13 protein-coding genes are annotated in these 13,083 nt (G+C 42.7%); 3 read left to right on the forward strand and 10 right to left on the reverse strand.

The annotated features are described in order from the left end of the window. Positions 1 to 95: 95 nt before the first annotated feature. From msrQ to DFP77_RS16900, 6 genes are all read right to left on the reverse strand, one after another. Positions 96 to 701, reverse strand: a complete 606-nt coding sequence (msrQ, locus tag DFP77_RS16875) for a protein-methionine-sulfoxide reductase heme-binding subunit MsrQ (RefSeq protein WP_258861202.1) — start codon at positions 699 to 701, stop codon at positions 96 to 98. Between the two features lies 1 nt (position 702). Further along, positions 703 to 1,695 (reverse strand): protein-methionine-sulfoxide reductase catalytic subunit MsrP, encoded by a 993-nt coding sequence (gene msrP, locus DFP77_RS16880; RefSeq protein WP_114413396.1) that lies wholly within the window; start codon positions 1,693 to 1,695, stop codon positions 703 to 705. A gap of 96 nt (positions 1,696 to 1,791) precedes the next feature. Next, positions 1,792 to 2,562, reverse strand: a complete 771-nt coding sequence (gene pssA / locus DFP77_RS16885; protein WP_114413397.1) for a CDP-diacylglycerol--serine O-phosphatidyltransferase — start codon at positions 2,560 to 2,562, stop codon at positions 1,792 to 1,794. A gap of 29 nt (positions 2,563 to 2,591) precedes the next feature. Then, positions 2,592 to 3,875, reverse strand: coding sequence for a glutamate-1-semialdehyde 2,1-aminomutase (hemL, locus tag DFP77_RS16890; protein WP_114413398.1), 1,284 nt, complete (start codon positions 3,873 to 3,875; stop codon positions 2,592 to 2,594). A 93-nt stretch (positions 3,876 to 3,968) separates the two neighbouring features. Further along, the gene (locus tag DFP77_RS16895; protein WP_239544318.1) at positions 3,969 to 5,585 is read right to left on the reverse strand and encodes a chloride channel protein; all 1,617 of its coding nucleotides are present in this window, start codon (positions 5,583 to 5,585) and stop codon (positions 3,969 to 3,971) included. A 170-nt stretch (positions 5,586 to 5,755) separates the two neighbouring features. Further along, entirely contained in the window at positions 5,756 to 6,184 is a 429-nt protein-coding gene (locus DFP77_RS16900; RefSeq protein WP_114413400.1) for an Lrp/AsnC family transcriptional regulator, read from the reverse strand. Between the two features lie 159 nt (positions 6,185 to 6,343). Between DFP77_RS16900 and yjeH the strand changes: the two genes are divergently transcribed. Together yjeH and luxS are read left to right on the forward strand one after the other, a co-directional pair. Beyond that, the gene (gene yjeH, locus DFP77_RS16905) at positions 6,344 to 7,621 is read left to right on the forward strand and encodes an L-methionine/branched-chain amino acid transporter (RefSeq protein ID WP_114413401.1); all 1,278 of its coding nucleotides are present in this window, start codon (positions 6,344 to 6,346) and stop codon (positions 7,619 to 7,621) included. Between the two features lie 65 nt (positions 7,622 to 7,686). Continuing rightward, positions 7,687 to 8,199 (forward strand): S-ribosylhomocysteine lyase, encoded by a 513-nt coding sequence (gene luxS, locus DFP77_RS16910; RefSeq protein WP_114413402.1) that lies wholly within the window; start codon positions 7,687 to 7,689, stop codon positions 8,197 to 8,199. Between the two features lie 69 nt (positions 8,200 to 8,268). Here the strand turns inward: luxS and DFP77_RS16915 are convergent, their stop codons facing one another. After that, positions 8,269 to 8,904 (reverse strand): LysE family translocator, encoded by a 636-nt coding sequence (locus tag DFP77_RS16915; protein ID WP_114413403.1) that lies wholly within the window; start codon positions 8,902 to 8,904, stop codon positions 8,269 to 8,271. Between the two features lie 299 nt (positions 8,905 to 9,203). Between DFP77_RS16915 and DFP77_RS16920 the strand changes: the two genes are divergently transcribed. Further along, complete coding sequence (locus tag DFP77_RS16920) at positions 9,204 to 10,079, forward strand: DMT family transporter (RefSeq protein ID WP_114413404.1); 876 nt, start codon at positions 9,204 to 9,206, stop codon at positions 10,077 to 10,079. Here the strand turns inward: DFP77_RS16920 and DFP77_RS16925 are convergent. From DFP77_RS16925 to DFP77_RS16935, 3 genes are all read right to left on the reverse strand, one after another. Next, positions 10,076 to 10,522, reverse strand: coding sequence for an Lrp/AsnC family transcriptional regulator (locus tag DFP77_RS16925; RefSeq protein ID WP_114413405.1), 447 nt, complete (start codon positions 10,520 to 10,522; stop codon positions 10,076 to 10,078). The two genes, DFP77_RS16920 and DFP77_RS16925, sit on opposite strands and share 4 nt — an antisense overlap. Before the next feature lie 82 nt (positions 10,523 to 10,604). Next, the gene (gene ilvN / locus DFP77_RS16930) at positions 10,605 to 11,096 is read right to left on the reverse strand and encodes an acetolactate synthase small subunit (protein ID WP_110577225.1); all 492 of its coding nucleotides are present in this window, start codon (positions 11,094 to 11,096) and stop codon (positions 10,605 to 10,607) included. A 1-nt stretch (position 11,097) separates the two neighbouring features. After that, entirely contained in the window at positions 11,098 to 12,810 is a 1,713-nt protein-coding gene (locus DFP77_RS16935; protein ID WP_114413406.1) for an acetolactate synthase 3 large subunit, read from the reverse strand. Positions 12,811 to 13,083 lie beyond the last annotated feature (273 nt).

Consider the following 13,083-nt stretch of genomic DNA (forward strand, 5'->3'; position numbering starts at 1 on the left):
CTTACCAAGGTAAGTTGCAAACCGTTGCTTGCGTTGTTCTCCGTGTCAGTGGGGGCGTATAATACATTCTGAATTTTTTAGCGCAAGCTCTTTTTTCACTTTTTATTAAAAAGTTTTTTATAGGTGGGCAATGTTGGAATTTTCACTATCAGTAAAGGAACTAGAAATACGGAAAAATAGACAGCTAATGAGATATCATCTTTAACCTGCCACCATAGATGAGCAACAACACCGATAGCTGCAAGGTACATTAAACGGTGCAAAGGCTTCCACTTTTTACCCAAAGCACGCACCATTCGTTTGGTGCTAGTAATAGCTAAAGCTGCCATAATAGACAAAGCAGCCACTCCAACATAAATATATGGCTTTTCAACTAAATCTGAACTTATCCAAGTCCAGCTCAATCCTGCAAATAAAACCAAATAAATAACAAAGTGAAGCAAACTGTAAAAGAATGCTGTTAGCCCAATAAATCGACGATAACGATTAATCGCTTTTAACGGCTTAAACCTACCTACCAATGTCATTGCAATTACTGCAACAACAAAGACAGATGCCCAAATACCACTAAGCCTCATTAATAGTTTACCAGGATCGGGAAAGTACTGCCCCATCAACAATGAGGTAAACATCCATGCAAATGGTAAAGTGAATAAAATCAAGATGTATGGTTTTTCCCTTCTATCCCAAAACGCTGCCATGCTAATAAAACCTTTTCAAATCCATACCCGCATACAAAGACCCAACCTCTTCTTCATAGCCATTAAACATCTTTGTTTCAATGACATTAGGAAAAAGAACACCGCCAGGTAAGCGTCGCTCTTGCTTTTGCGACCAGCGAGGATGATCCACATTAGGATTCACATTGGCATAAAAACCATATTCATTAGGAGCTAGCATACTCCATGTTGTTTTAGGCATTTCCTCAACAAAACGAATTTTCACAATGGACTTAATACTTTTAAAACCATATTTCCAAGGCAGAACAAACCTAACTGGCGCACCATTTTGATTCGGTAATATGCTCCCATACATTCCCACTGCAAGTAACGCCAAAGGATTCATTGCTTCATCAATACGCAAACCTTCTCGATATGGCCAATCCAACCCACCACCACGCTGCCCCGGCATTTGCTTAGGGTCATATAAGGTTTCGAAGTAAACATATTTGGCTTTGGACGTTGGCTCAAACCGCTTGAGAACAGTGGCGAGAGAGACTCCAACCCAAGGAATAACCATTGACCAAGCCTCGACACAGCGAAGACGGTAAATTCGCTCTTCTAGCATTGATTCCTTAATAATATCCTCTAGATCAAATACTCCCGTTTTCCCAGCCTCACCTTCTACCGTAATTGTCCATGGCGTAGTTTGAAGCTGGGAAGACTTTTCCTTAGGATCGCTTTTACCATACCCAAATTCATAAAAATTGTTGTAGGAAGTGGCAACATCATAAGGAGAAATTTTATCGCCCTTACCGAAGGAGGTTTCAGCTATATTTGCAAAATTGGGCTTCAGGGAGATAGGTGGGGATAGAGGGTTACCATCCTGTAAAGCTGCAGATACTTGGCCGATAGCGCCAGCACCCAAAACAATCCCACCGGTTGTTTTCATAAATTGACGACGGTTCAAATAGACAGATTTATCTGTCACTTCTGATTCGGAACAGTCTGACGCTTTTTTATTGAAAATTAACATAGCACGTCCTCTTCTATCGTTAGAGTTATTGACAAGGAGCTATGAAACTAGTTCAAAAAAGCATTCATTAAAAAGAAGAATGCTTTTTTACACCATCTAGCGAAATCGCTTAAATACGACCCCAAGCGGCCCCCACAATCCATAAAGGCAAAACACGCCCATCAATACCAAAGCAGGCTGAAGAGCGACCAGTACCAAAATCAACACAGCAATAAGAAGTACGACAAAAGGAACTCGACCTTTTAAATTGAGATCTTTGAAGCTGCGGTATTTCACATTACTGACCATCAACAAACCAGTTATAGGAACGATCAATGCCATCAACGTAGCCATACTTTCGCCTGAAAAACCTTTGTCATTAGCGGCCCAAATAACACCAGCAACCAAAGCCGCTGCAGCAGGACTAGGTAGACCGGTAAAATATCGCTTCTCTTCCACTCCAAGCATAGTGTTAAAGCGAGCTAAGCGCAGCGCGGCACCAACTGCGTAAATAAAGGCGGCAATCCAACCAATTTTACCAAGTGGCGCTAAAGACCAAGTAAATACAACAAGCGCAGGGGCGATACCAAATGAGACCATATCAGCCAAAGAGTCATACTCAGCCCCAAACGCACTTTGAGTATGTGTCAAACGAGCAACACGACCATCCAACCCATCAAATACCATAGAAATAAAAATGGCGACTGCGGCATAAGTAAAGTTTTCGTTCATTGCCGCAATAATGGAGTAAAAGCCTGAAAACAGCGCCGCTGTAGTAAACAGGTTAGGTAGTAAGTAAACCCCTTTATGCGGCTGCTTTTTTTCATCACCTAAATCCACGTCTTCGATTTCATCAACGGGTGCTTTTTTCACATCTTCTATAGACATGCTAGAAACCCTCCTTCTTTAAGAACTATTTATACTAGCTTAGCAAAAGAACGCTTAGCTGCTTCGATTGTATAATCGATGTCTTCTTCAGTATGAGCTTGAGAGATAAACCCAGCTTCGAACGCTGCAGGGGCAAAATAAACCCCTTCTTCTAACATATAATGGAAAAACGCTTTAAACTTACCTAAATCGCAATTCTGCACATCCGCAAATGTCTTAACTGCTTCGGCTTCGGTAAAGAAGAAGCCAAACATCCCACCTACACTCACAACACAAAAAGGCACTCCAGCAGCGTCTGCCGCTTTTTTCAACCCAGTTACTAAGCGCTCAGCTTTGTAGCCTAATGCCAGATGGAAGCCTTTTTCACTGATTTTGTTCAATACAGCCAAGCCTGCAACCATAGCAACAGGATTACCAGACAAAGTGCCCGCTTGATAGACAGGTCCTAATGGAGAAATACACTCCATAATCGCACGCTTGCCACCAAAAGCACCAACTGGCATACCCGCACCAATAACCTTACCCAAAGTCGTCAAGTCAGGAACAATGCCAAAATGGTCCTGAGCACCACCAAGAGCAACACGAAACCCAGTCATAACCTCATCAAAAATCAGCACAGCGCCAGATTCATCACACACTTTGCGCAAGGTCTCAAGAAAACCCTCAACAGGTAAAATACAGTTCATATTGCCGGCAACAGGTTCAACAATAATACAAGCGATTTGATCCCCAATTTCAGCAAAGCAGCGAGTTACCTCTTCGATATCATTGTATTGCAATGTGATTGTATGTTTCGCCAAATCAGCAGGCACACCAGGAGAGTTAGGTACTCCAAGAGTTAACGCACCAGAACCTGCCTTCACCAGCAATGAATCTGAATGTCCATGATAACAGCCCTCAAACTTAACGATTTTATCGCGTCCGGTGTAGCCACGGGCCAAACGAATTGCACTCATAGTTGCTTCAGTACCCGAGTTAACCATACGAACCATATCCATTGACGGAACAAGTTCACACACTTTTTCCGCCATGGTGATCTCAACTTCTGTTGGAGCACCAAAACTCAAACCGAAGTCCAATTGTTGTCTAACAGCATCTAAAACATCTGGGTGAGAATGACCTAAAATCATCGGCCCCCATGATCCAACATAATCTATGTAAGATTTTTTATCTTCATCATAAACATAAGCCCCTTCTCCACGCTCAAAGAAAATAGGCGTTCCTCCTACACCATTGAAAGCTCGAACTGGAGAATTTACACCTCCAGGAATACGGTGTTGGGCGCGTGCGTATAGATCTTCAGAACGACTCATATTTTCAAATCCCATAGCTAATAAAATACAAAAGGCAAACAAGCTTTAAAATAGTAAGCGGTAGCCCATAAAAAAATAAATAAAAAAGTACAACTAGTCACTTTTCAGTAAAAATTGATCGAGACGGTGGCGAGAAACCAAGCTATAAGAGGAACTTGATGTCGATACCAACACTTCTGCTAATCCTGTTTCTTGAAACCAAGTCAACATAGACTCTAACGATGAAGGCTCATCAATAACTGGCACAAGTACAGAGTCTAACGCCAAAGATAAATTCATCTTCACCTTATCTTCATCCGAAACCAGCCATAATTGCGGACCTTGATCTAACATTATCAATGCATCTAATACCGCTTTTCGTCTAAGCAACCGTAGCTCATCACCATGCTCGAAAGCGATATAGTCTACCATACTTGACGCTAAATCCTTCACCCGCTCAATAGAAACAACCTCTGGAAACATCAACACATCTTCAGCAACGGGCTTAACCGTATGGTGTCGAAGATAGCGTTGGAAAGGCGATATTGTCGAAGACATTCCCATGAAGCTCAATCTCTCCACAAAAACGGATTCTTGATGAAAAAACACTCGTACCAGCAAGCAAGCCAACACGATAACAAACAAAGCAGGAACAATAGCCGCAGACGAATGTGTCATTTCTATAATGGCAACCAAGGCTGTTAACGGCGCTTGAAAACAAGCAGCCATCATAGCCGCCATACCTAAGAGAGCAAACAAAGCGACATCCGTTACATTGCTATCAAACACCAAAGCAACTTGAACGCCAGCCAACCCCCCAATAATAAAAGTTGGCCCAATCATGCCACCAGGAATCCCCAAACCAATAGTAAGTGCAGTCAGCACTGTTTTAACCACAATTAACAGAATTAGTGAGTAAAGAACCAAATCGCCCGATAACAAACGAGAAAGAGAAAGGTAACCACTGCCTAATGATTCAGGCAGATAGATCGCCGCCAATACCGTGGCAATAGCGACCAACAAAAAACGCCACCAAATAGACACACTACTAAAACGCCAAAGAGCCTTTTGGGTACGCAGAAATAACGCAGACAACAACACAATAACAACGACCAAAATAGAACAAGCAACAAACAAATCCGTTGAAAGCAGCACTGAAGAGATACTTTCAATACTAAAAATATCCAGCGGCCCAATAGCATAATGGCTCACTATGGTAGCAATTACAGAAGATAGCAAAACAGGCAAAACATAACGCTGTCGGTATTCCAGAAATATAACCTCAAAAGCAAACAAAACACCTGCTAAAGGGGTTTGGAATATTGCGGAAATAGCTCCAGCAACGCCACAAGCCAATAGCGTTTCCACACCGTACTGAGGCAACTTGGCCTTTTCTGCCAAATAGCCTCCGAGCGTTGCCCCAAGATGCACAGCCGGACCCTCTTTACCAATAGAAAGACCGCCAATCAAGCCAATTGCTGCAGAGAAAAACTGCACAACCGCATTCCAAACAGGCAAGTTTCCATGATGATAATTTAAACGCTCAATAACATAAGGGACACCGACTTTTTGTAACCTGCGAGGCACAAAGGTAAATACCAGCGCTAAAACAACACAAGCAGAAAGAGAAAGCCCAATGCGCCATTCAACCGATAGCAACTCAAACGAATCAAAATCAGAACCAATTAAATACCGAACGGGCAGATAGATCACAGCGTAAAAAAATGCCATCAAAAGACCACTTAACAACCCGCAAAAAGCACCAAGAGCCGACAAAACTAATAAGTCATCATAAGACTTAGCTTTAGCAGACCAGTTCTTCCTTAAATTTAATCGTTTCAGAATGCCTCTCCATTATTCGAATACGTTCAATCAATACCCTATTAACCGATGCGCACTACTTACCAGCGATCTAAGCGATTCGCCAAACACATATGCGTGACCACTTTATCCAAATTTGGCCAATGGTCCATTTCACTACGAATAGCATGTAACCGAGCCATTGAGTTTGCCTGAACTAAAATCAAAAGATCTAAATCCCCACTAATAGAATGAGCAAGCTTCACTTCTGGTATGGCTTCAATTAATGGCTGCACAAGCTCGCACGACAAAGGCCTAAAAGTTAGAGCTAGATACGCTGTAACGCCATCCTCTTTTGATACCGATGTATGGGCGTGATACCCCGTAATTGTTCGATTATCTTCCATGCGACGAATGCGTTCAGTCACAGCCGAACGTGATAAATTCACCTGGCGACTAATATCGGAAACAGACAATCGAGCATCATCTACCAGTAAAGCTAATATTCTTTGATCATAATGATCGGCCACTCAAGCCCCCCTTTCACAACATAGTCATTCAACTTGACGGTCATTCAGGCAAAATGCGCCTTAATGGGGTCAACTTGTATAGCGTATCGATTATGTAAGTATTTTATCCTTAGCAGCAATAAATAACAGCCACAGAATTTCACAAGTACAGGCAAAAAAATGACTCAATACCAAAAAACTCTTGGCCCTCTTCAGGGCATTGCAATGACGGTGACAACTTTTATAGGAACCGGCTTAATGATCTTACCTGCTATGTCTGTCGCGCAGGCGGGGTCCTTTGCTTTTTATGCTTGGTTAATTACAGCCGCCATGATTATTCCCATTGCTTTTATTTTCGCTTTGCTTGGCTCTAGATACCCTTCCGCTGGGGGCGCATCACACTATATTGGTCGAGCATTTGGCTCGCGTTATGAAAAAGCCGTAGGCTGGTTGTTTTTAAGCATCTTATTGGTTGGGCCTGCTGTCGCGATAAAAGTCGCTGCGGCCTATTTAATTATTATATTTAACGCTCCTGATGACTGGATTCTTGCCTTTAGCCTACTCACTCTGGCAGGCATGCTTCTCTTTGCCATCGTTGGCATGCAGACTTCGGCTAGATTTCAAACGGGTGTAGTGATCGTTATGATTGGCACAATTATATGGCTTTGTTTTATTGGCGACATTGCTGATAGCCGCCAAGTAATAGAGACGCCGATAACAAGTTCAGAATGGCAGCAAACACTGTACGCCACAGGTGTTATATTTTGGTGTTTTTTAGGCATTGAAGTCATGGCGCACATGGGTGCTGAATTTAAAAACCCAACCAGAGATTTCCCAATCGCCTTATTGGGAGGAATCGCCATTGTTATTCTTGCTTATTTAAGCTTGGTACTGCTGATCGCTTGGCACCATACTTATGGAGACGAAGTGACCAATAGCCAGTCCTTAGCACTTTTGGTGAGTAAACTTATGGGCGAAACCAGTAGCCGGTTCTTTGCCGTTGGCGCCTACGTAATCGCATTCGCTAACGTGGCCATTTATATTTTAGGCTTCTCGCGCATGGTGCAATCCATGGCACAGCAAGGTGCACTGCCTAAAACCTTTATTCAGTTTAATAAAAACGGCGCGCCAGAAAGAGCAGTTTTATTGGTTGGCTTTATTACGTTATTCTCCATTATGTTTTCTGAACTATCTGGATGGAGAATGTCATGGTTCATTGAGATGACAAACGGTAGCTTTTTGCTCATTTACACTCTCACCTGCATTGCCGCATTCAAACTGGTTAATCGAGTAACTCAACTGCTGGCCATTGTTGCATTAATAAGCTGTAGCTTCATGGTGTTTTTCATTGGCCAAAGTATGTTATTCGCTGTTATTGCTTTTTGCTTGGCTCTCAGCTACGAATATTTGAAGTCCCCAAAAAGCCCAATCAAAGATTCAAAACTTCATGTACAATAGTGGCAATTAATATCATCATTTATACAGCAACGATGATTTCGTTGAGTTAAGCAGGAGAGTTTTTTATGCCATTATTAGACAGTTTTCGTGTCGATCACACTCGTATGGACGCGCCAGCAGTTCGCGTTGCTAAATCTATGTCCACACCTAAGGGTGATGACATCACAGTATTTGACTTGCGCTTCTGCGTACCAAATGAAGAAATCCTTTCAGAGAAAGGTATTCACACACTAGAGCATTTATTCGCAGGCTTCATGCGTGAACACCTAAACAGCGACAGCGTAGAGATTATTGACATCTCACCAATGGGTTGCCGTACCGGTTTCTATATGAGCTTAATCGGCACACCTTCAGAAGAAACAGTTGCTGCTTCGTGGAAAGCGGCAATGGAAGACGTATTGCATGTAAAAGCCAAAGCCGATATCCCAGAGCTTAACGAATATCAGTGCGGCACTTATGAAATGCATTCTCTAGAAGAAGCCCAAGAAATTGCAAAAATGATCCTAAGCCGCGACGTAAAAGTGAATAGCAATGAAGAGCTATATCTAAGCGAAGAGTTCTTAAAAGAACACAGCTAAGCACTTTACTAAGTACAAAATAAAAAAAGGTGGCCTAAATGCCACCTTTTTTATTGAACTCAAAAAATCTTAGGAACGTGTCGCCGTTGCTAAAAAGGCACTCGCCGCAACAAACACACTCCCCATGCCACGATTGAGGTTTTTCATGCCATTATGACTGCGAATCAAACGTCGGATTTGCTTGCCACTCATGGCGTAAACATAAGCCGCAATAAATTCGGTACAACAAAATGTTAGTCCCATCCAAAAAAATTGCATAGGAACAGGCTGACTAAGATCTAGCAGCTGAGGAAAAATAGCCGTAAATAGTAATACCGCTTTAGGGTTACCAATCGCCACTAAAAACTCTTGGCGCATTCTCGCAAAATGTCCGCGTTTTGCCTTAGTTCCGACTTCACTTTCATGCTCTTCAAGAACGACGGCGGCACTTCGCCACGTTTTAATGCCGACATAAAATAAATAAGCAACACCAAACCACTTGATGACACCAAACCAGAAAGCAGAAGATACAATGATTGCCCCCAACCCTAGCGCAGAAACCAACATCAAAAGGCTAAACGCAAAGTTTCGACCAACCACAGCAATAACAGCTTTTGTGGCTCCGACCTGAATACCATTATGCATTGCTGTAAAATTATTTGGACCAGGTCCTAAAGAAAGCAACATTAATAACGGCGCGGTTGCCAACCAAACACTGAATGTCATAACAATGGAATCTCTTAATAAAGTTGTGAAAGAGTCTAATTAGACCTTGAAATTGGGCGCCACTGTACAATTAAAAAACACTCATGTCAGCCTATTTTTTAACCTTTTCAGCCACCCAAAAGTGAATATTTTAAGATGCTTGGAAATCAAATAGTTAGTTCTCTACATTAGTAAAGAAAAATCTTACTTTTACTTTTTTATCCAAAGCCAAGCACGTAAAGAACCTTTTATTCCAACTGTGGAAAAACAGTTCTGCTACGTAAAATAGCTATTCCACTACCAATAATCAGGGATTATCTATGTCGATTGCACACATTTTTTTATGGGCTACTGCCGCTATCTGGGGTTTTGCCTTTGTCGCCCAAAGTGTTGGCATGGAAAGCCTCGGGCCACACAGCTTTAATGCTATGCGATTTCTATTGGCCACTTTATCGCTTTTACCTTTATTGTTTATTTTTAAACCAAAAAAAACCGAGAATACTCGAAAGCTTTGGCTAGGGGGGCTAGCGGCAGGAAGCTGTTTGTTCTTGGGCTTTACGTGCCAACAAATAGGTTTGCAATACACTACAGCAGGTAACGCAGGCTTTATTACTAGTATGTACATTGTGTTTGTGCCGATATTAGGACTTATGCTTGGCCATAAAACAGAAAAACATACTTGGGTCGGGGTAGGATTGGCATTAATTGGCCTTTACAGCCTGACTGTTGGGCCAAACCTATCCATCAATAAAGGCGATGCGATAGAGCTTTTAGGCACTTTTTTTTGGACTGGTCATGTATTGCTGATAGGTTATTTATCTCGATATGTATCTGCTTTACCGCTTTCGATTGTGCAGTTTTCCGTAGCAACAATATTAGCCACTATAACGGCTTTTACATTAGAAACACCCACGCTTGAAGGCATAAAAATGGCTTGGTGGCCTTTGGTTTATGCAGGTGTCGCTTCATCTGGTATTGCCTTCACATTACAAACGCTAGGACAAAAAAATGTTTCGCCGAGTATAAGCGCCCTTATTCTATCGTCTGAAGCGGTATTTGCCGTATTAGGAGGTTGGATATTTATGGAGGAAATTCTTTCAACCCGCGCTTTGATTGGTTGTGGTTTTATCCTGACAGGGATGATTATTAGTCAGTGGCCAAGAAAAGCCATCACAGCAGAAGTTGCGGTAAGCTAATCCTCTTGAGCGATATTTAATGGCATGATGCGTTTGACTGGTGTGGTCATTATCATCATGGTGTTGGTATCGCTCAAATCAATTAACCGCTCTAATAATGCATCGAGTTTAGACATAGACTTCACCCCTACTTTGAGTACAAAAGCATAAGGCCCTGTGACATTATAGCATTCAATCACTTCCTCTAAATCCATAACAAGTGCTTTAAACTCACGCTCTTTGGTTCGATAAACCTGACACTCAACCAAAGCAGTAATAGGGATTCCTACTTTTTCTAAATTGACTTGGACGCTGTAGCCAGTAATCACACCAGATTCTTCAAGTTTTCTAACGCGTTCTGCGACCGCAGGTGCAGTCAGATGAACTAGCTTTCCAAGCTCTGCGTAGGTTAAACGACCATTTCCTTCCAACAGTTTAAGTAGCTTCCAATTCGTCTTATCCATTTCCTCTCCAATGTGTCGCTCTATCAAACGGCCATAAAAAAGCCGCGAATAATCGCGGCTTTTAAGTCTAACTACAAGGTGATTACAAAGACAGTGTCTTTTCACCACGAGCAATACCAGAAACACCAGTTCGAACTACTTCAAGCAAATGAGCACCGCCCAAGGCTTGCAAGAATCCATCTAGCTTATCCGACTCGCCCACGATTTGAACCGTGTAAATAGAAGGTGTCATATCTACAATGTTTCCACGGAAGATATCAACAGTACGTTTCACTTCAGCGCGCTGAGCACCAGTGGCACGAACCTTAACCAGCATTAACTCACGCTCAATGTGCTGACCTTCGGTCAAGTCCACCAGCTTCACCACATCAATCAACTTATTCAGTTGCTTAGTGATTTGCTCCACGACTTGATCAGAACCAAACGTCGTCAAGGTGAGACGAGACAAAGTTGGATCATCCGTTGCCGCTACGTTCAATGATTCGATGTTAAAGTTACGCTGTGAGAACAAACCAACTACTCGCGACAAAGCACCCGGCTCGTTTTCCATCAATACAGAAATAATATGTCGCATATTAGGTACGCTCCGTCTTGCTCAAGAACATATCGCGCATCGCGCCACGAGGCACTTGCATTGGATACACATGCTCTTCTGGATCCACGTAACAGTTAATGAAGACCAATTGATCTGTCATCGCAAACGCTTCTTCCATCTTGGCATCGAGTTCATCTTTCGTTCGAATTTCAACGTATTTGTGGCGATAAGCATCCATCAACACTTTAAAGTCTGGCAATGAATCCATGTAAGAATTTGAGTAACGACCTTCATAGTTCATGTCTTGCCACTGACGAACCATGCCCAAGTAGCCATTATTCAAACACAAGATTTTCACTGGCAAACCGTACTGCAAACAGGTAGAAAGCTCTTGAATATTCATTTGAATACTGCCTTCACCCGTTACACATACCACAGTCTCTTCAGGGAAACTCATCTTCACACCCATCGCAGCAGGAAGACCAAATCCCATCGTTCCCAAACCACCAGAGTTCACCCAACGGTTAGGTTTATCGAATTTATAGTACTGCGCAGCAAACATTTGATGCTGACCTACGTCAGAGGCAACAAAAGCATCGCCTTTAGTGGCACGCCAGCAAGCTTCGACTGCAGCTTGAGGCTTAATCTTTTCGCTACTAGTATCGTAACGACCGCCGTGTACTAAACGCCATTCATTAATTTGCTTCCACCAGCCAACAAGCGCTTCAGTATTGGAACTTTGACCTTCAACCAAAGACAACATCTCTTCCAAAACCTGATTAACAGGACCAACAATTGGCACATCAGCTCGGATAGTTTTGGAGATAGCAGCAGGGTCGATATCAATATGAATAATTTTCGCACCAGGGCAGAATTTATCTGGGTCATTCGTTACACGGTCATCAAAGCGAGCGCCAACAGCTAGGATCACATCGCTGTGATGCATTGTCATATTCGCTTCGTAAGAACCGTGCATACCCAACATACCAACAGACTGCTTATCTGTTCCTGGGTATCCGCCCAAGCCCATCAGCGTGTTAGTAACAGGAACATTCAAGGATTTCGCCAGTTTTACTAGCAAATCAGATGCACCGCCCATGATGACGCCACCACCGGCATAGATGATTGGACGCTTGGCAGCAAGAAGGAGCTCAACGGCTTTTTTAATTTGACCGCTGTGACCTTTAGTCGGTGGCGTATAGGAGCGAATAGAAACAGACTCTGGGTATTTGTATTCGTACTTGTCACCTGGCATGGTCATGTCTTTTGGCACATCAATCACAACAGGGCCTGGACGACCAGTGCTAGCAATGTGATAAGCCTTTTTCATGATCATAGGAATTTCAGAAGGATGCTTGACTGTGAAGCTGTGCTTTACAATCGGGCGAGAGACGCCAATCATATCGGTTTCTTGGAACGCATCTTCACCGATCAAGTAACTCATGACCTGACCACAGATAATGACCATAGGAATAGAGTCCATATAAGCCGTCGCAATACCTGTTACAGTATTGGTCGCTCCTGGACCTGAAGTCACGAGAACCGTCCCCGCCTTTCCTGTGGCGCGCGCATAGCCATCAGCCATGTGCGTAGCAGCTTGTTCATGCCTAACCAGAATATGCTTTACGTCAGATTGACGATGCAAGGCATCGTAAATATGAAGTGCGGCTCCACCTGGATAACCATAGATATATTCAACTCCCTCATCTTTGAGGAAGCGGGCGATCATTTCACCACCGGATAATAACTCCACCTTGTTACCCTCTATAGTATTTATCTGTCTTTTAATTTTAGTGCAGCTATTGTAACCGCATAAGACAAACAGATTAAAGTTGATAGAACGAAGTTTCTAAACTAACTGAGGTAACTTTTATAAATAAGGAACATTTATCTAAAAGTAAGAAACACTCAAACGCAAGAAATCGCAGTTTTTACACTGCCCGCGTCTTTTCGCGAGGAGAAGCATAGGATAACAATATTGCGTCATTCTACACTTGTGCTTATCAGAACGAATCTGACCGAGATG

Origin of the sequence: Marinomonas foliarum (genome assembly GCF_003337275.1) — a bacterium.
In the GTDB taxonomy this organism is placed as follows: Bacteria; Pseudomonadota; Gammaproteobacteria; order Pseudomonadales; family Marinomonadaceae; genus Marinomonas; species Marinomonas foliarum.